This is a genomic window from Priestia sp. D3YE.R1, from assembly GCF_049199565.1.
GTDB classification, from domain to species: domain Bacteria; phylum Bacillota; class Bacilli; order Bacillales; family Bacillaceae_H; genus Priestia; species Priestia aryabhattai.
On sequence record NZ_JBLTHW010000004.1, the window covers coordinates 285,000 to 304,118 of the forward strand.

Annotated in this window: 20 protein-coding genes, 1 rRNA gene and 1 riboswitch; of the genes, 11 read left to right on the forward strand and 10 right to left on the reverse strand. The window is 37.7% G+C overall.

Features of this window, described 5'->3' with window-relative positions:
* Nucleotides 1-3: 3 nt before the first annotated feature.
* Genes ACOZIR_RS23160 through ACOZIR_RS23175 form a run of 4 tightly spaced genes read right to left on the reverse strand, consistent with a single transcriptional unit; the run spans nt 4 to nt 4,643 of the window.
* Complete coding sequence (locus tag ACOZIR_RS23160; protein ID WP_045291566.1) at nt 4-1,488, reverse strand: Na+/H+ antiporter subunit D; 1,485 nt, start codon at nt 1,486-1,488, stop codon at nt 4-6.
* Nucleotides 1,478-1,819 carry a Na(+)/H(+) antiporter subunit C gene (locus ACOZIR_RS23165; protein WP_340141687.1) on the reverse strand — a complete coding sequence of 114 codons (342 nt, stop codon included), beginning with the start codon at nt 1,817-1,819 and terminating at the stop codon, nt 1,478-1,480. The genes ACOZIR_RS23160 and ACOZIR_RS23165 overlap by 11 nt, the downstream gene beginning before the upstream one ends.
* A complete protein-coding gene (locus tag ACOZIR_RS23170) occupies nt 1,819-2,241 on the reverse strand; it encodes a Na(+)/H(+) antiporter subunit B (protein ID WP_013085301.1) in 423 nt (140 codons plus the stop codon). Before ACOZIR_RS23170 ends, ACOZIR_RS23165 begins: the two co-directional genes overlap by 1 nt.
* A complete protein-coding gene (locus ACOZIR_RS23175) occupies nt 2,238-4,643 on the reverse strand; it encodes a Na+/H+ antiporter subunit A (protein WP_340141688.1) in 2,406 nt (801 codons plus the stop codon). Before ACOZIR_RS23175 ends, ACOZIR_RS23170 begins: the two co-directional genes overlap by 4 nt.
* A 213-nt stretch (nt 4,644-4,856) precedes the next feature.
* Between ACOZIR_RS23175 and ACOZIR_RS23180 the strand changes: the two genes are divergently transcribed.
* The 3 genes from ACOZIR_RS23180 (at nt 4,857) to ACOZIR_RS23190 (ending at nt 7,205) form a co-directional block, all read left to right on the forward strand.
* Entirely contained in the window at nt 4,857-5,105 is a 249-nt protein-coding gene (locus ACOZIR_RS23180) for a hypothetical protein (protein ID WP_080890159.1), read from the forward strand.
* A 245-nt stretch (nt 5,106-5,350) separates the two neighbouring features.
* Nucleotides 5,351-6,700 (forward strand): glucose-6-phosphate isomerase, encoded by a 1,350-nt coding sequence (locus ACOZIR_RS23185; protein WP_045291561.1) that lies wholly within the window; start codon nt 5,351-5,353, stop codon nt 6,698-6,700.
* A 100-nt stretch (nt 6,701-6,800) separates the two neighbouring features.
* Entirely contained in the window at nt 6,801-7,205 is a 405-nt protein-coding gene (locus ACOZIR_RS23190; protein ID WP_033580473.1) for a YugN-like family protein, read from the forward strand.
* A gap of 9 nt (nt 7,206-7,214) precedes the next feature.
* Here the strand turns inward: ACOZIR_RS23190 and ACOZIR_RS23195 are convergent, their stop codons facing one another.
* From ACOZIR_RS23195 to cdaS, 3 genes are all read right to left on the reverse strand, one after another.
* Nucleotides 7,215-8,003, reverse strand: a complete 789-nt coding sequence (locus ACOZIR_RS23195; protein ID WP_045291560.1) for a potassium channel family protein — start codon at nt 8,001-8,003, stop codon at nt 7,215-7,217.
* Nucleotides 8,004-8,070: 67 nt separating this feature from the next.
* Nucleotides 8,071-8,454 carry a VOC family protein gene (locus tag ACOZIR_RS23200; RefSeq protein WP_045291558.1) on the reverse strand — a complete coding sequence of 128 codons (384 nt, stop codon included), beginning with the start codon at nt 8,452-8,454 and terminating at the stop codon, nt 8,071-8,073.
* Between the two features lie 97 nt (nt 8,455-8,551).
* Nucleotides 8,552-9,178, reverse strand: coding sequence for a sporulation-specific diadenylate cyclase CdaS (cdaS, locus tag ACOZIR_RS23205; protein WP_045291556.1), 627 nt, complete (start codon nt 9,176-9,178; stop codon nt 8,552-8,554).
* A 313-nt stretch (nt 9,179-9,491) separates the two neighbouring features.
* Nucleotides 9,492-9,594, forward strand: a riboswitch (SAM riboswitch).
* 254 nt (nt 9,595-9,848) lie between these two features.
* Here cdaS and ACOZIR_RS23210 point away from each other — a divergent pair.
* From ACOZIR_RS23210 to ACOZIR_RS23240, 7 genes are all read left to right on the forward strand, one after another.
* A complete protein-coding gene (locus tag ACOZIR_RS23210; protein WP_045291555.1) occupies nt 9,849-10,562 on the forward strand; it encodes a phosphoadenylyl-sulfate reductase in 714 nt (237 codons plus the stop codon).
* Nucleotides 10,563-10,581: 19 nt separating this feature from the next.
* Nucleotides 10,582-11,661 carry an inorganic phosphate transporter gene (locus tag ACOZIR_RS23215; protein ID WP_081356331.1) on the forward strand — a complete coding sequence of 360 codons (1,080 nt, stop codon included), beginning with the start codon at nt 10,582-10,584 and terminating at the stop codon, nt 11,659-11,661.
* Nucleotides 11,662-11,713: 52 nt separating this feature from the next.
* Complete coding sequence (gene sat / locus ACOZIR_RS23220; protein ID WP_014457931.1) at nt 11,714-12,865, forward strand: sulfate adenylyltransferase; 1,152 nt, start codon at nt 11,714-11,716, stop codon at nt 12,863-12,865.
* A gap of 12 nt (nt 12,866-12,877) precedes the next feature.
* Nucleotides 12,878-13,477 carry an adenylyl-sulfate kinase gene (gene cysC / locus ACOZIR_RS23225; protein ID WP_340141689.1) on the forward strand — a complete coding sequence of 200 codons (600 nt, stop codon included), beginning with the start codon at nt 12,878-12,880 and terminating at the stop codon, nt 13,475-13,477.
* A 91-nt stretch (nt 13,478-13,568) separates the two neighbouring features.
* Nucleotides 13,569-14,348: a uroporphyrinogen-III C-methyltransferase gene (gene cobA / locus ACOZIR_RS23230; RefSeq protein ID WP_045291552.1), complete on the forward strand. Its 780-nt coding sequence runs from the start codon at nt 13,569-13,571 to the stop codon at nt 14,346-14,348.
* Between the two features lie 13 nt (nt 14,349-14,361).
* Nucleotides 14,362-15,129: a sirohydrochlorin chelatase gene (locus ACOZIR_RS23235; RefSeq protein WP_045291551.1), complete on the forward strand. Its 768-nt coding sequence runs from the start codon at nt 14,362-14,364 to the stop codon at nt 15,127-15,129.
* Nucleotides 15,110-15,718 carry an NAD(P)-binding protein gene (locus ACOZIR_RS23240; protein ID WP_045291550.1) on the forward strand — a complete coding sequence of 203 codons (609 nt, stop codon included), beginning with the start codon at nt 15,110-15,112 and terminating at the stop codon, nt 15,716-15,718. The genes ACOZIR_RS23235 and ACOZIR_RS23240 overlap by 20 nt, the downstream gene beginning before the upstream one ends.
* A gap of 27 nt (nt 15,719-15,745) precedes the next feature.
* Here the strand turns inward: ACOZIR_RS23240 and ACOZIR_RS23245 are convergent, their stop codons facing one another.
* The 3 genes from ACOZIR_RS23245 to ACOZIR_RS23255 form a co-directional block, all read right to left on the reverse strand.
* Entirely contained in the window at nt 15,746-16,510 is a 765-nt protein-coding gene (locus ACOZIR_RS23245) for an MgtC/SapB family protein (protein WP_421535839.1), read from the reverse strand.
* Between the two features lie 119 nt (nt 16,511-16,629).
* Nucleotides 16,630-18,216 carry an AMP-binding protein gene (locus ACOZIR_RS23250; RefSeq protein WP_045291549.1) on the reverse strand — a complete coding sequence of 529 codons (1,587 nt, stop codon included), beginning with the start codon at nt 18,214-18,216 and terminating at the stop codon, nt 16,630-16,632.
* Between the two features lie 243 nt (nt 18,217-18,459).
* Nucleotides 18,460-18,654 (reverse strand): hypothetical protein, encoded by a 195-nt coding sequence (locus ACOZIR_RS23255; RefSeq protein WP_013059575.1) that lies wholly within the window; start codon nt 18,652-18,654, stop codon nt 18,460-18,462.
* 354 nt (nt 18,655-19,008) lie between these two features.
* Here ACOZIR_RS23255 and ACOZIR_RS23260 point away from each other — a divergent pair.
* A 16S ribosomal RNA gene (locus ACOZIR_RS23260) occupies nt 19,009-19,119 on the forward strand; the annotation flags it as partial.

The window sequence follows — 19,119 nt, forward strand, 5'->3', positions numbered from 1 at the left end:
GATCTACTCCTTTAACACCGAGTGGATATAAATTGAAGGATCCATAAGCGTTTGAGCGGCTGTTGACACATAAGGAATAACAGCTTCTGCACCTAGTCCTAAAAAGACAGAAACAGCAAGTAAGATAGCGGATGGGTATAGAATTCCTTTAAGGGATACTTTTTCTTGACCAGAAGAAAGCGTAGGTTCACCCCAGAAGCAGCTCATGAAAATCTTAATGGCAGAATATAAAACGAGCAGGCTTGAAACGAGTAAAACTCCTACAAACGTGTAGCTCTCTGATTCTAAACCGCCTTGAACTAAAAGAAATTTTCCAATAAAGCCGCTTAGGGGAGGAATTCCTGCCAACGAAATAGTAGCGATAAAAAACATCCAGCCAAGCAGCGGATAGTCTTTAATTAACCCACCCATTTTCTTTAATTTTGTTGTACCAGTTATTCGAATGATGCTTCCAGCAAGAAGGAAGAGAGCTGCTTTAATAATCATGTCGTGAATTAAATAATAGATGGCTCCTTCAAAGCCTGCTTTTGTTGTTAAAGTCACACCATAGACAATGACTCCGACAGCAATAATAATGTTATAAATTAAAATTTTATTCATATCCGAATACGCAATGGCGCCTACTGCACCAACAACGATAGTCAAAAGCGCAACGTAACCGATAATTTGATGAGTGAATTCAGGATGGTGATAAAACAGTAAAGTGAAAGTCCTGAAAATAGAGTAAACTCCTACTTTTGTTAGCAGCGCACCAAACAATCCGATAATAACCGGTGGAGGCGCACTGTACGAACCTGGAAGCCAAAAATACATTGGAAATAAAGCTGCTTTTAATGCAAATACAATAAATAAAAGCATGCCAATAGTTGTTAAAATTCCCGGCTGATTAGCCTCTGCAATTCGTTGCGAAAGGTCTGCCATGTTGAGAGTTCCTGTTACAGCGTACAAATAAGCAACAGCAATTACAAACAAAGCGGATGAAATTACATTAACTAAAATATACTTAAGAGACTCTCGAAGCTGTGCTTTTGTACCGCCAATTACAATAAGAGCATACGAAGACATAAGCATGACTTCAAAAAAGACAAATAAGTTAAAGATATCACCTGTCAAGAAGGCGCCAAATACGCCTACTAATAAAAACTGTACAAACGAATAAAAGTAAAAGCGTTCACGTCTTTCGCCAATTGTATGAAAAGCAAAAAGAACGCAGCATAGTGTTACGATACTAGCAGTAAGTACGAGAAGGGAAGCGAACATGTCCGCTACTAGAATAATTCCAAAAGGAGGCTTCCAGTTCCCAAGCTCGTGAGTTAAAACACCTTTTGATTGAACCAACTGTACTAAATATGCAGCAAAAGCAGTGGTGGTGATTAACGATAAAACACTGATTATCCTTTGAAGTTTAATATTGTCTTTGAAAAAAATGAGCACAACACCTACAACAAACGGGATAAGCAGTGGGATGATTACAAAATTACTCGTCATGTTCATTTCCCCTTAACTTGTCCATATCGTCTGTTCCGAGTTCTTGATAAGCCCTGTAAGCTAGTACAAGGAAAAAAGAAGTGACGCCAAAGCTTATGACAATGGCAGTTAAAATTAGTGCCTGAGGTAAAGGATCTGTATAAGAAGAAGCCTTTTCTCCCAGAAGGGGAACACTACCCCCTTTTAATCCGCCCATCGTTAAAATCAATAGGTGAACACCGTGGCTTAATAAGCCTGTTCCAATAATAATTCGCAGTAAACTGCGGGATAACATGAGATATACAGCGGCAGTGAATAGAACCCCTGCCACTATGGACATTAATATTTCCACTATTCACTCTCTCCAATCGTTTGAATAATGGTCATCGTAACACCAACAACTACTAGATATACGCCTAAATCAAACAGTACAACGGTAGCTAAAGATGTTTTCCCGAGAAGGGGAAGGTTAAAGTAGCTGTACGTGTGAGTGAGAAAGGGAACTTTGAAAATAAATGATCCCAGCCCGGTTAAAATAGCTAGCAGCAGGCCGGAAGCCGCAACCTTCTTATAATCAAATGGGATGACTTTCGATACGGTTTTTATATCGAAAGCCAGCAGTAGTAATACAAGGGCAGCTGAGGTAGTAAGCCCCCCAACAAACCCTCCTCCAGGTGTATAATGCCCTGCAAAGAAAAGATGAATGGCAAAAATGATAATAATGAATGTGACTACTTTTGTTGTGGTTTGTAGTATCAAATCATTTTTTTTCACTCTTCTTCCTCCTTTGTTAACCGAAGACGAATCATGCCATAGATAGCAAGAGCTGCTATACAAAGTACGGTAATTTCAAATAATGTATCAAATCCGCGGAAGTCAACAAGGATCACGTTCACCATGTTTTCGCCGCCTGCTTTTTCATAACTGTTTTCAATAAAGTAATGTGAAATGGATTCAAATAGTTTTGTACTGTTTGCTGATATGCCAAGCAATGTAACGGTCGTTCCTACAAGAAGAGCAACCAGTAAGTTTGGCAGTTGAAACTTCACCCTTACTTTTCGCTTCCGAAACTCCGGCAAGTAGTAGAAACATAGTAAAAACAGTGATACTGATACAGTTTCAATCACTAATTGAGTCAAAGCTAAGTCAGGAGCACGGAATAATACGAAAAATAAAGAAAGTGTATACCCGACAACTCCCAGCGAAATAATGGCTGTGAGGCGTGATTTTGCCAATAAAGTCGTAATAGTAGCCGCAACCATTACAACTGCTAGTATGGCTTCATAAACACCGATAGAAGCAGTATCTTTTAAATCAATCGCAAAGGCATTCTGAGAAAAGAGCGTTCCGAGAATTAAAATGCCTATGAAAGTAAAAATGATTAAAAGATAGTCTCTAATAAATCCTGTCATTAATGTTTTCATAATACGTGTTGAGCCTTTTTCCATCCCTTTAATTCCATAATTATATCCGTTGTTAAGCGTTAAAGAAGAAGGAAATCGTGTATAAATTTTTGACCACTTCTGAAGCGTCATAAATAACAAGATACCAAATGTGATGACCCCTAGCGTCATAAATAATTCTGGCGTAAAGCCGTGCCAAAATTTAATATGCACTTGATATTCTTTACCTTCAGCTAGCAGGCTAGGTGCGATAGATGCCATTGTTGGCTCAATAAGGGTTGATTCTAATAAATTAGGAGCAAAGCCAAAAATAACAACCAGTGATGCTAAAATAACAGGTGAAATAAGCATGCCTACTGGTGCTTCATGCGGCTTCTTCTCCAATTTTTCGGGCTGGTATTTGCCTGTAAAGGTTTTAAAGACAAGAATCATACTATAGACGAAAGTGAAAATACTTCCCACCCAAGCGATGATAGGCAGCAAAATTCCCCACGTCTGCATGCTATACATATCCATTTTTGTCACGTTTACCATGCCTGTAAAAAACATCTCTTTACTTAAAAATCCATTAAAGGGAGGAAGACCTGCCATTGCAAATCCCCCGATGATAGCAATGGTAAATGTCACAGGCATGAAGCTCATTAACCCGCCTAACTTTCTAATGTCACGCGTGCCTGTTTCATGATCGACAATGCCTACTACCATAAACAAGCTGCCTTTGAAGGTAGCGTGGTTAATCAAATGGAAAACCGCTGCAGTAAGAGCCACTAAGTAGATATTATCGTCTAAAAAATCATAATGAATAGCTGCGCTGCCTACTCCTATAAGTGACATAATCATCCCAAGCTGACTAATTGTTGAAAAAGCTAAAATCCCTTTCAAGTCTTGTTGCTTTACGGCTGAAAACGAGCCCCAAAACAGTGTAATTAGTCCTGTGATGGAAATAACAAAAAACCAAGTGGCGCTTATAGCAAAAACAGGGCTGAGTCTTGCTAAAAGATAAATTCCCGCTTTTACCATTGTAGCTGAATGAAGGTATGCACTCACTGGGGTTGGAGCTTCCATAGCATCTGGCAGCCAAATATGAAAAGGAAACTGAGCAGATTTTGTAAAGGCCCCTAATAAAATGAGGACTAGAGCTGGAATAAATAGATGACTTGATGTGACCACATCTACGTTTGAGATAATTTCGCGTATGCTGAAAGTACCTGTCATGACGTATAAAAGCACAATTCCTGCTAATAGGGAAAGTCCTCCGAATACGGTAATGAGCATAGATTTTAAGGCTCCGTATTGAGATTTCTCTCGTTTGTACCAATAACCAATCAATAAAAAAGATGAAAGGCTTGTTAATTCCCAAAAGCTGTAAAGACTCATTAAATTGTCTGATAATACAACTCCAAGCATAGATCCCATGAAAAGAAGCAAATAGACATAAAACGAATGCAGCGCTTCTTTTGTCTTAGAAAGATAATAAATGGAGTAAAGAATAACAAGTGTCCCAATTCCGGTGATTAACAGAGAAAATAGAAGACCGAGTCCATCCACATAAGCATCAAAGTTAATGCCCAGACTAGGTATCCATTTCATTGAATGTAGGTAGGTTTCCCCTTTAGAAACACCACTGATATATTGTGTGAAATAAATGAACAACACAAGTGGAAGAGGCAAAACGAACCACCCTGTATGAATACGCTGGAATTTTCTATACAGAAGCGGGACAAAAAAGGCTAATAAAAAAGGCGATAAAATCACCAAGTGCAACCACGACAAAAGACAAACCTCCTTGTGATATTCAATTCTGTAACCGATTATATAATAATTTAATTATGCATGCATCCATGCTAATTCTTAGTATCAGCAGAATTTTCAAGGCTTATTAAATAAATAGAAACTCGTCACAAAATCCATAAAAAAAACATAAAAAAATTTTTTTGACGTATAAAAATCATGTGGAATTGTCACTCTAAGAGTGAGGTGATGGAAATGTATAGGAAACAAATAGCCATCAGTTTTCTCATTTTTACCGCACTATGTATCAGTGGATTTGTGCTGAATAATCACTTGGAAATGAAAGAAGAAAACAGGATGCTAATCACTTCTAAAAGTGAAGCTGAAAATTCAATATCAATAGACTCTTCCCTGTTAAAAGCTTCTTATAAACCGAGACAATATGTAAAGATAGGTGAAATGAACTATATTGCACCATCCGGTAAGCAAATAGAAAACGATTGAAGACCACTCTTTAGTCGTTTTTTATTTGCTTATTATTTGTGTAATCGTGCATGAATTACGTTCTGTAATCAAAGAACATTAGTTGACTTCATAACTGAATTTATCGTTAAATAAAAGGGTACATACAATGATTGCAGTTTCAACAAACTATAATGATTGTGTCAAATTGTAAGTGGATTCACTTGAATTCAGCTAACAGTTTCGATAAAGTGGAAAATAAAGATATTTTAATGGAGGAACAGACTATGACACATGTTCGTTTTGATTATTCAAACGCGTTATCATTTTTTGGTGAACATGAACTTACATACTTACGTGATGCCGTGAAAGTAGCTCACCATTCAATTCATGAAAAAACAGGTGCTGGGAACGACTTTTTAGGATGGGTAGACCTTCCTACGGAGTATGACAAAGAAGAATTTGCACGCATTCAAAAAAGTGCAGAAAAAATTAAATCTGATTCAGATGTATTAATTGTTATTGGTATTGGAGGATCTTACTTAGGTGCTCGTGCTGCTATTGAAATGCTTCAGCATTCATTCTATAACACATTATCAAAAGAACAGCGTAAAACGCCGCAAGTTATTTTTGCTGGTAACAACATCAGCTCAACATACATGAAAGACTTAATGGATGTTTTACAAGATAAAGATTTCTCTATTAATGTTATTTCAAAATCTGGTACAACAACAGAACCGGCGATTGCTTTCCGTATCTTCCGTAAATTATTAGAAGAGAAATACGGCAAAGAAGAAGCACGCAAGCGTATTTATGCAACAACAGATAAAGAGCGCGGCGCATTAAAAACATTAGCGGACGAAGAAGGCTATGAAACATTTGTTATTCCAGATGATGTAGGCGGCCGTTATTCAGTATTAACAGCAGTTGGCTTATTACCAATTGCCGCTGCAGGTCTTGATATCGAACAAATGATGAAAGGAGCAGCTGATGCTCAAGAAGCATTCTCATCATCAGAGCTAGAAGAAAACCCAGCTTATCAATATGCTGTAGCTCGTAATGTTCTTTATAATAAAGGAAAAACAATTGAAATGCTGATTAACTATGAGCCAGCTCTTCAATACTTTGCTGAATGGTGGAAACAGTTATTTGGTGAAAGTGAAGGAAAAGATCAAAAAGGTATTTACCCTTCATCTGCTAACTTCTCAACGGATCTTCATTCTTTAGGTCAATATGTACAAGAAGGTCGTCGTGATATTTTTGAAACAATTGTACAAGTTCAAGATTCTCGTCATGAGCTAACAATTGAAGAAGACGCAGCAGACTTAGATGGACTAAATTACTTAGCTGGGGAAACAGTTGACTTTGTAAATAAAAAAGCGTTCCAAGGTACAATGCTTGCTCACACAGACGGAGGCGTTCCAAACTTAGTTGTAAACATTCCGGCGTTAGATGAGTATACGTTTGGATATGTTGTATATTTCTTCGAAAAAGCATGCGCAATCAGCGGCTATTTATTAGGAGTAAATCCGTTCGATCAGCCTGGAGTAGAAGCATATAAAGTAAATATGTTTGCTCTTCTTGGAAAACCTGGTTTTGAAGAGAAAAAAGCAGAATTAGAAAAACGTTTGAAATAAATAAAAAGTTCACCTTCTTCTTAGAAGGTGAACTTTTTTGCTTTTGAGATAAAGGATAAAAAGCTGGAAAAAGGACATGTTAAAACAGAGGAGGGATAAGATGATTGAATTATCTTCAAGATTAGATGGCACATTATTCAAGCTTTATGAATTAGAAAAAACGCTTAAGCCGCTTGGGTATAACATTGGAGGAAATTGGGATTATGATCATGGTTCATTCGACTATAAGATGAATGATGAAGTCGGCTATCAGTTTTTACGTATCCCGTTTACAGCTACGAATGGAGAACTGGATTCTAAAGGAACAACCGTACAGATTGGTACGCCATTTTTACTTTCACATAAGTATCAAATTGGCCTAGATGACAATGTACACAATGGAAACGTGGGTGCTTCATTTAATCAGTTTGCAGAACCCCAAGACGCAGACGCTTCATTTCCAGAAAAGTATATCAGCTTAGGAGAAGAGCTAATTAGAGAGGCAGAAGAGGCGCTGCTTCAGTAATTGAAGGGACTATTCTTTTCTTAAACTCTCTAATTTTTTTACAAAAATATGTTCGTACATGACTTGACTAATCAACTCGTTTGTTTTAATCATTTCATTTACCCCTAAATTTTGCGCATTTTGAATATGCTTTTTTGTTAACAGTTCAACGATGCTGTAAATAGAAGGGTTCAATCCTTGCAGAGCGACTAGCGTAACAATAGTATTCATGTCTGCATATTCTTCTGTCTTATGCTGATCCGCAGTAATCAGCACTTTTTTTGCGTACCGAGCATTGGCAAGTTCTAATACCTCATAGTGAGAGGGACTTCCTTTAATAAAATGAACGCGATCACAGATCATGGGGTTTTTAGTCAGAGAGTCGTCGATAAGAACAATGTCTTCTTTATGAAATGCGTCGCGATAAGACTCTAATACGAGTTTGGCGCGCTCATTCCACCCAACAATGATGAAGTGATCTTTTCCATAAAACTTTAAATTCCCTTCCAAATAAGCGCTCTCAGCGGAAACAGCAATTTTAGAAAGCGTGACAAAATAAGTAGTAATAAATCCCGTTCCAATCAGGACTAAAATAATTGCAGCTAACCTTCCAATTGTAGTGGTGGGAGCAAAATCACCGTACCCTATAGTAGAGATTGTAATAATAACCCACCAAATTCCTTCAAACACATTCCCAAACGTTTGCGGCTCTAAGAAATGTATAAGCATGCCAAAAAGTAAAACAAGGCAGCCGATAATAAAAAGAAGCCGCACTAAAATAGAACGACGAAAAAGTCGAAATAATAGCCATTCCATCATAAAAAAACCTCCAGTGATTAGTCATAGCCACAGTATGACCATTTTTTACTGAAGGTATAAGATATCTTTATCTTTTTACTTCGTAATATTCAATCCATTCTTTGTCTGGACCGTAGAAAAATAAGTATCTTGCTCCATTTGGCAAAGTTACAATGTTTTCTTCCACAAATGAAACGCCTGCTGATTTTAAACGCTCAAACTCCTCTTCAATTCCGTCTACTGCCAGCGCAAAATGATGAACTTTACCTTCATTCGGTAAGCTTGAGTTATACCCTTGAATTAACTCTACGATTACATTGCCTTCTAAGCCTAGAAAAGCTAGCTTCAAAGACGGATCGGTATGTGGTAGTGTTTCGATGAGCTCTAATCCCACTTTTTGTGTATAAAACTCAATAGATTCTTCTATATTCTTTACTTGAACGCCTACATGTTCAAATTTTAAAATTGCCATATGCATCACCCGTATCTATAGTATGTAAAAACTATGAAATATATTAAAGAGAAAGGATAGAGAAGTCAAGATAGGGCTGCTTATCAGGAAAGAGCCCTTAAATCATATTTTTGCTGGAGTGAATAGGATAGAGGCTTCCATCAAGAGCAAACGAAATTTTACCTGTTTCTTCGGATACAACTAAAATTAATGCATCCGATTTTTCCGACATTCCAATGGCTGCACGGTGACGTGTTCCCAATTTTTTGTTCGTTGAAATAATAGACGAGAGAGGTAAAACATTAGCAGCTGAAATAAGCTGATTATTTCTAATTAGGACGGCTCCGTCATGTAAGGGTGTCCCTGGATAGAACAGTGTCTCAACTAGCGTAGCGCTGACAGGAGCTTGAATAGGTATTCCTTTTTGAATAAGAGGATCTACATTTTGTTCCCGTTCAATGACAATTAAGGCGCCATGACGTTTCTCAGAGAGGTTATGAATAGCTAAGGACAGAGCAGCATATTCAAATGTATAAGGCGATAAGTAATGACGCAAGTAATAAGAGGCGGCCGTAGCTTGAACATCTTGAAATAACCTTCTCATCTCCTCAAAATCACATAGGATACAATGATCACTCGTGTCTAAATGTTTAATTAAATTAGAGGCTTCAGTTGAAATCTGCTGTAAATATGTTTGCACATTATTTTTAATTGTATCGTCTAATTGAAAGGATTGTCTCTCCATCGTATATAGCTCCTATCTGTCAGTCAGTGTTATCTGTAATGTGTGCTAATGCGGATGAATTATCCGTAAAGCTTATAAATCCGTTATTAATTTTATAGAGAGGTTTTGCATTTTATTTAGTAAGAGAACATCAAAAGTTGGAGAAAAAAGAAAGCGTTTTATAAACTGATATGTTCACATTTGGGTTAAATTTACATATGTTGTTTTAAATAAAAGTATAGATATTTCTGTGAATTTAAAGTATAGTTTTCTTATCGGATATATGATTTTTAATGTTGACAAATATTCTAAATATGCTAAAATTTTTAAAAAATGCTTATCAAGAGTGGTGGAGGGATCTGGCCCGCTGAACCCCGGCAACCTGCTTAGCAAGGTGCTAATTCCAGCAAAGTGTGTATCATTTTGAAAGATAAGGTGAAAATCTATTGCCTACCCAGTCTTTCAATACGGAAGACTTTTTATTTTGATATAGCGCAAGCGATAATTTGAGTAGGGAAACTAGTGACTGTAACCCCCGACTTAATACAAATCTTTGAACACGTCGAAGCAAAGTAAGAAGTAAATAGTTTCGCTGACTAGACACACTAGAGGCGGTTTTATCCAATTCTAGTGGGTAAAACCGTCTTTTTTTATTGGATAACGCGGATAACTAAGAATTGGAGTGAAGAAAATGGCAGACTTATATACGTACGAAAACTGGAATGATACATTTCCAGAGTTCGACAGTGAAGATGAAACAAAAGGAGCCCTTTCAGCATTGCAGTGGGCGTATGATACCTACGGAGATTCAATCATTTATGCATCAAGCTTTGGGATCGAAGGGATCGTGTTAATTGATTTAATTTCAAAAGTGAAAAAAGATGCTGAAATTGTCTTTTTAGATACGGGCGTTCATTTTAAAGAAACATATGAAGTGATTGATGCAATTAAAGAACGCTTTCCTGATTTGCGTATTCATATTAAAAAACCGGATTTAACGCTTGCAGAACAAGCCGAGAAACATGGAGATGAGCTTTGGAAGAGTCAGCCTAACCTATGCTGTCAAATTCGAAAAATCATCCCGCTAAGGGAATCTCTTGCTCCTTATGATGCGTGGATTTCTGGTTTGAGACGCGAGCAGTCTGAATCTCGTGCCAACACGAATTATTTTAATAAAGATGAGAAATTCAAGAAAGTTAAAGTCTGCCCGTTAATTCATTGGTCTTGGAAAGAGGTTTGGCGCTATGTGTATAAGCATGATTTACCATATAACAAACTTCATGATCAAGGATACCCAAGTATCGGCTGTGAGCCCTGTACCGCACCTGCCTACAATGTAGACGATTTACGTTCAGGAAGATGGGCAGGTACACAAAAAGTTGAATGCGGATTACACGAATCTTAAATACGAAAGAGCTGAATAAATGATGCTTTTATATGTTGCCTTTATCATTGCACTTTTTTTTGCAATGAATATTGGGGCAAGCGGTGCAGCAGCTGCTATGGGCGTTTCATACGGCTCCGGTGCGATTAAAAAGCGAAGAGTAGCCCTTTTCATCTGTGCTGTAGGTATTGTGCTCGGAGCCATTATCGGAGGCGGTGAGGTGGTAAAAACTATCAGTTCAGGTATCATACCTGAAAAATTGCTGTCAGTAGAATTAGTTATTATCATTCTGGCTGCTGCAACGCTGTCACTCTTTTTCGCAAATTTAATTGGTATCCCTCTATCAACAAGTGAAGTAACGGTTGGCTCAGTTGTTGGAGTAGGAGTAGCTTATCAATCTCTGTATGTGGAAAAACTTTTAGTTGTAATGTCTTTTTGGATTATTGTTCCGCTGGTTTCATTTGTCATTGCTTTTTTGATTGGAAAAGTGATGAAACGCAGAGCCTATAAAAAGGAAGCAGAGGGAAATTGGAAAAGAGTTTTAACGATTTTAGTTATAGCGACGGGATTCTTTGAAGCCTTCTCAGCTGGAATGAATAACGTGGCAAATGCTGTCGGTCCGCTGGTAGGAGCTGGATTAATGGATGCTACAACGGGTGTCATATCAGGAGGATTGGCAGTGGCGCTTGGAGCTCTTTTATTAGGAGGCCGAGTTATTGAAACAAACGGAAAAAAAATTACTCGCTATTCTGTAGGAGAAGGTTGTATTATCTCGGGTACTGGTGCTTCTCTTGTTACAGCAGCTTCACTTTTTGGTTTGCCAGTACCGCTTACACAGGTCACTACATCTTCTATTATTGGAATAGGGGCAGCGAAAACGGGATTTACGAAAGAACAGCGCGAAGTGGTCATTCAAATGTTAAAGGTTTGGGTGGTATCCCCTGTATTTTCACTCGTAATCTCATATGTTCTTGTGAAATTAGTACTTGAAAGCGACTTATATTCATTTGTGGTGCTAGCTAGTGGCTGCATTGCCACAGCAGGTGTTCTAAGCTTAGCTAGAACGACTAGAAGAAAAAGAGCAAGCTTGCAGTCGGAAAAAGAAAAAATGACTGCGTGATTCAAGTGCTTTTTATTATATTGCGTTAATTACTTAAGGAGGATTTTACAAAATGACAACAATTCAAGCACACGGTGGAGAATTAATTAATTTATATCAACCAACATATGACTACACTTCACTAACAAAAGAAATTGAAGTAGACAACATGGCCCTAAGTGATTTAGAACTAATTGGAATTGGTGCTTACAGCCCAATTACAGGGTTTTTAGGAGAGAAAGATTATCAATCAGTTGTTGAAAATATGCGTCTAGCAGATGGAACTGTATGGAGTATTCCTATTACTCTTCCCGTAACAGAAGAGCAAGCTAAAGAATTAAACATTGGCGACAAAGTAAAGCTAGTTCAAAGCGGTGTGACATATGGGGTTCTAGAAGTTTCTGAAGTATATACGCCAAATAAAGAAAAAGAAGCGGAAAATGTGTACCGCACAGCAGAACTTGCCCACCCTGGTGTGAAGAAAATGATGGAACGCCCAAATGTATATGTAGCAGGTCCAATCGTACTTGTAGAACGTACGCCTAAAACGCGTTTTGAAAAATATTATCTAGATCCGACTGAAACAAGAGCAGCATTTGAAGAGCGCGGTTGGAAAACGGTTGTTGGATTCCAAACTCGTAACCCTGTTCACCGTGCGCATGAATATATTCAAAAAACAGCATTAGAAATTGTAGACGGCCTGTTTTTAAATCCACTTGTAGGAGAAACAAAGTCAGATGATATCCCAGCAGATATCCGTATGGAAAGTTATGAAGTACTTTTAGAGAACTATTATCCTAGCGATCGTGTAGCTTTGGCAGTTTTCCCTGCTGCAATGCGCTATGCTGGACCTAGAGAAGCTATTTTCCATGCAATGGTTCGAAAAAACTTTGGATGCACGCATTTCATTGTAGGCCGTGACCACGCTGGTGTTGGTGACTACTATGGAACATATGACGCACAAAAAATCTTCAGTAACTTTACGGCAGATGAATTAGGAATTACACCTTTATTCTTTGAACACAGCTTCTACTGCAAGAAGTGTGAAGCGATGGCATCAACGAAAACATGCCCTCACAGCAAAGAAGATCATATGATTCTATCTGGAACAAAGGTACGTGAAATGCTTCGTAACGGAGAAGTGCCACCAAGCACATTCAGCCGTAAAGAAGTAATTGAAGTGTTAATTAAAGGATTAGCAAAACAAAAAGTATCTTCAAAATAAGGAGCGGTTGAAGTGAGCAAATCAACAAACATTACGTGGCATGATGCTGGAATTACAAAAGAGGAAAGACGCGAGCAAAATAATCATCACAGTTTTGTATTATGGTTTACGGGTCTTTCGGGTTCAGGTAAATCTACCGTGGCAAACGCAGTGGCAAAAGCGCTTTTTGATAAAAAAATTCGCAATTATGTATTAGATGGTGACAATGTTCGTTTTGGCTTAAATAAGAATCTAGGGTTTTCTGCTGAAGATCGTACAGAAAATATTCGCCGTATCGGTGAGGTTTCTAAGCTGTTCGTAGACAGCGGTCAAGTGGTACTAACAGCATTTATCTCTCCATTCCAAGAAGACCGCGCTCAAGTGCGTGAGATCTTAGAGGGGAATGAATTTTTGGAAGTATATGTGGAGTGTCCGTTAGAAGAATGTGAAAAAAGAGATCCAAAAGGCCTTTACAAAAAAGCAAGAAGCGGAGAAATTCGTGATTTTACAGGAATTGATTCTCCGTATGAGTCACCGGCTAATCCTGAAGTAACAATTAATACAAGCACACAGTCTGTAGAAGAATGTGTACAAACTGTGATTGAATATTTAGCTAACCGAAAATTCATCTAAATGACAGCGGACTTTGTCCGCTGTTCTAATTCAAATTAAAATGTGGGAGCGCTGCGGAGACGTGGAAATGATGGAAGGGTGAAAGGCATTCATGGGGAAAGTATATCTAGTCGGTGCAGGACCAGGAGATCCAGATTTAATTACATTAAAAGGGTTAAAAGCAATTCAGCAAGCAGATGTTATCTTATATGATCGTTTAGTGAATAAGAACCTGCTGGAGTATGCTAAAAGTGATGCTGATATTATTTACTGCGGAAAGCTTCCAAACTACCATACCCTCAAGCAAGAAACAATCAATAACTTTTTAGTGAAATTCGCTAAAAAGGGAAAAATTGTAACGCGCTTAAAAGGCGGGGATCCATTTGTTTTCGGACGCGGAGGGGAAGAAGCAGAAGCTCTCGTGCAACAGGGCATTTCATTTGAAATTGTTCCAGGAATTACATCAGGTATCGCAGCCGCTGCTTATGCAGGAATCCCTGTCACTCACCGGGAATACAGCGCAAGCTTTGCTTTTGTAGCAGGACACCGTAAAGACAGCGAGCATGATGCAATCAAATGGGACAGCCTAGCCAAAGGTGTAGATACTCTTGCCATTTATATGGGAGTGAGGAACTTACCGTACATTTGTCAACAGTTAATGAAACATGGAAAAACCTCAGCTACGCCAATTGCATTGATTCACTGGGGCACATGTGAGGACCAGCGCACTGTAACTGGAACTCTTGGTACAATTGTTGATATTGTTAAAGAAGAACAAATTGAAAATCCCAGTATGATTATCGTTGGTGAAGTTGTGAATTTTCATGATCGGTTGAATTGGTTTGAGAAGAATGGACAGCATTACTATTCGTATGCACAAGAAGCTTACTAAAGAGGTTGATTATATGGATGCAGTTTTATATGTTTGCCATGGCAGCCGCGTAAAAGAAGGCGCTGATCAGGCAGTTGCTTTTATTGAAAGGTGTAAAAAAAATCTAGATGTACCGATTCAAGAAGTTTGTTTCCTAGAACTAGCTTACCCTACTATTGAACAAGGATTTGAAGCGTGTATTGAACAAGGTGCTACTCGTATTGCAATTGTGCCGCTGCTGTTATTAACAGCTGCGCATGCAAAGCATGATATACCTGAAGAAATACACAAAGTATATGAACGCTATCCACAGGTAGAAGTGCTGTACGGAGAACCGTTCGGCGTAGACGAACGAATTGTTGATATCTTAGTAGAGAGAATCAATGAAACCAACGTGGATAAGCATGAAGATTCGATGGTATTGCTGGTCGGCAGAGGAAGCAGTGATCCTGCTGTAAAAAAAGATTTTAACGAAATAGCTCAACTGCTAAAAGGTAAAGGAGCTTTTAAAGAAGTGAGCACATGCTATTTAGCTGCCGCTGCTCCTAATTTAAAAGAAGGCCTGCACCTTGCTAAACAAACTTCGTATAAGCAAGTATTCGTTCTTCCTTACCTTTTGTTTACCGGTATTTTAATGAACGAAATTAAGGAAGAATTGGAGCAGTTATCAACAGATGACCAGCAGTTTATCTTAGCCAACTACCTAGGTTATCATGATGGACTTGCACACATTTTAAGTCATCAAGTAAAAACGTTATTATCGAGCAAAGGAAATCAATACGATGTATACCGTTATGCTTGATTTAAAGGATCGTTCGGTCTTAGTAGTTGGAGGCGGAACAATCGCAACTCGTAGAATTAAAGGTTTTTTACAAGAAGGAGCAGCCATTACAGTGGTTGCTCCAACTGTTTCAGCCGAAATAAGTGAGTGGGAAGCTAAAAATCAGCTCCGTGTAAAAAGAAAAAAACTAGGAGAAGAAGACTTACTTAATGTTTTTTTTATTGTTGTAGCTACAAATGATAAAGCTGTGAATAAGTTTGTTAAACAGCATATTAAAAATGATCAGTTGGTTAATATGGCCAGCAGTTTTTCTGATGGAAATATTCAAATTCCTGCACAGTTTTCTAGAGGGAGATTATCGCTAGCAATATCCACAGATGGCGCTAGTCCTTTGTTGACAAAACGAATTAAAGAAGAATTATCTTCAACTTATGATGAGAGTTACACACAGTATACACAGTTTTTGTATGAATGCAGAGTTCTTATCCACAGATTGAATGTATCAAAGAGCCGTAAACATGAGTTATTAACAGAAATTATCGATGATCAATACCGGCTGTCTCTAGTAAAACAGAGGGAATTTTTACAACAGATTGAAAAATATAAATAAAAAAACGGCCAATTGGCCGTTTTTTATTTATACATTTTCAACTTCAATACTACGAATACCGCTGATTTTTTGAATCTCGTAATACACTTCTGTAGTAGGACGCTGATTATTAACTGACACTTTCATACGTATATATAATTCATTGGTGTCTAAATCTTTGATTCGAATATTTTTTATNGTAGTAGGACGCTGATTATTAACTGACACTTTCATACGTATATATAATTCATTGGTGTCTAAATCTTTGATTCGAATATTTTTTATCGTAATATTCTTTTCTCTAATGCTGTTAGTTGTATCAAAAATATTGTGCTTATCAGCCAGCTTGAGTTGAAGAATAAGCTCTTTCTCGCGCAGTTGCCTAGGCCCTAGAATAGTAATAAGGAAAGGAAGAAGTTCAACGCTGATGATGAGCAGTACAACTCCGGTAATAGCTTCAGGATAAAACCCTGCACCTACCGCAATGCCTATACCTGCTGCTCCCCAGATAATAGCCGCTGTTGTAAGCCCGGAGATGCTGTCATTTTCTTTTCGTAAAATAACACCCGCTCCTAAAAAACCAATTCCAGAAACAATTTGAGCAGCCAGACGAAGCGGGTCCATTGTGATATGGTCACCTTTATTAAAAATTTGAGAAGACTCAATCGAAACAATCGTGAGTAAGCAGCTAATAATGGAAATTACGAGAGATGTTTTTAAACCAACAGGCTTTCGTTTTAGTTCCCTTTCAATTCCAATAATAAGGCCAAGTACAGCAGAAATACCTAATTTGAGCAACATTTCATTTTCCATTATTTTCACCTATTTCAATAGACATTGTTGTTTATATCTGTATGAAAGAAGAAAAACAGATATGTATCAGTATAGTAAACTTTTCTTCATAATGACAGGTGAAATTCAAAAAAATCTGATTATTTATAAAGCGCTACGATCTTTTCTTTTAATTTATATTTTTGAATCTTGCCGGATGCCGTCATGGGAAAGTCGTCTATAAAATAAATATATTCGGGAATTTTGAAATGAGCAAGCTTACCTTTGCAAAAGTCTTTGATTTCTTGAGCGGTAAGAAAAGAATGTTGCTTGAGTTTAATGCATGCAGCAACTCGTTCTCCATACTTTGGATCAGGAATACCGACAATTTGCACATCTTCTACCTCGGGTATTCTATATAAAAACTCTTCAATTTCTCTTGGGTAAATATTTTCTCCGCCTCTAATAATCATATCTTTTAGGCGTCCTGTAATTTTTACATAGCCATCTTTATCGATGGTAGCTAAATCACCTGTATGTAGCCAGCCTTCTACAATTGTTTTTTCTGTTTCTTCCGGCATTTTGTAATATCCTTTCATTGTTAAATATCCTTTTGCACAAAGTTCTCCTTGTTCTCCGAAAGAAGCTTGTTTACCTGTAACTGGATTAATAATTTGAATCTGTACATGATCATGCACTTTGCCAACCGTTTGTACTCGCCGCTCGATCGAATCAGTTGGAGTTGTTTGGGTGATTACGGGAGATGTTTCGGTTTGACCATAGGCGATGGTAATTTCGTTGATACCCATGTCATGTATAACTCGCTTCATTACTTCTGCTGGACAATTAGAACCAGCCATGATTCCTGTGCGAAGAGTAGATAAATCATATTGATTAAACTCAAGTGCATTTAATTCCGCAATAAACATAGTTGGTACACCGTGAAGAGCTGTACATTTTTCTTTCTCTACGGTGCGTAAAACAGAGGAAGGCTGAAATTCAATAATCGGTAGCATAGTAGCACCTACGGATATGCATGCTAGAACGCCCAGCACACATCCAAAACAATGAAAGAAAGGAACTGGGATGCATAAGCGGTCTTCGTTAGTCAGTTTCATAGACTGAGCAACTAAAAAGCCGTTGTTTACTATATTATGGTGACTTAGCATAACTCCTTTTGGAAAACCTGTTGTTCCGGAAGTATATTGCATATTGATAACTTCATGGATATGTAAGGATTGCTCATACTTATCGAGAATCTCATCCGATACCATTGAGCTACTCATTAAGAACTCGTTCCAAGAAGTATGTTCGCTTGATCCACTTAAGTTTATAAGATGTTTTAGTTTGGGAAGATTATGTTCAATGTTGGTGATAATAGACGTATAAGAAGTGCTTTTAAATTCATCAATGAAAAATAGCGCTGCTGTATCAGAATGACTCAATACATACTCTAATTCAGAGGACTGGTAGCTTGTATTAAGGGTAACCAAAACAGCGCCTATTCTAGCGGCTGCGAATTGCAGAAGTAACCATTCTGGCACATTGGTAGCCCAGATAGCGATATGATCGCCTTTTTTGAGACCGGTGGCTAGAAGTGCCTTTGCAACTCGAGAGGTTTCTTGATAAAACTCTGCGTACGTATAGCGAATATTTTGTTCAGAGTAGATAACCGCTTCTTGATGCCCAAACTTTTTTGTACTTTCTTTTAAAAGTTCTCCAACCGTTAATTCAAGCAATGGTTTCATTTGGTTTCCTCCTTGAATAATGTTAAAGTATATATGAAAGCGTTTTCTAAAGGTAGTTTATCAAATTTAAAGAAAGTGTTCCAAAAAATCATTCGACAAATTCCTTCACTGTCCACCGCACGTATGAAGAAGGGGGGAACTAAATTTATCGTATTGATTTCAATAAGTAAGTATACCGAATGCGAATATTGTAATAAAATAAAGAAATGTCTCCTTATTATAAGAAGACAACGTAACATCATGTTAATAAAGAATGGTATAAAAATATGAAGTAAACAAACAAAAAATCATGCTGAATGTTGAAAGTGAAATAAATGAAAGGCCGTTGACTTTGCCTTCTTTATTAGACATTTGAATTGATTCCCAATAAGCAAGTGAAATTAAGAGAATAGACATACAAAAGGACAAATAGAGTGCAGCTGCAATTAAGGTATCCAAGTGAACGCCTCCTTGGCGGATAATGATTTAATAGACATTATGCTAGTTTGTATCTAGATATGCTAGTATCTATTAATTGGCTAACGTTTCGTGTACAAGAAAATAGTTTTTAAAAATATATAGAAAAACTATTGCACAATAAAAGAAGGCATGGTATATTATTAAATGTCGCTAAGATGAACTGCTGAAGCAAACATCGAAGTGATAAATAAATAAAAAAACTTGTTGACAACTAGGTTGCAACTTGTTATGATAGTAAAGTCGCTTAAGAGCGGCGGTTGAACTTTGAAAACTGAACAAAGCGACAAACGTCAACGTTAATTTTTATTTTTTAAATTGAGCAAGTCGAACATTTCTTCGGAGAGTTTGATCCTGGCTCAGGATGAACGCTGGCGGCGTGCCTAATACATGCAAGTCGAGCGAACTGATTAGAAGCTTGCTTCTATGACGTTAGCGGCGGACGGG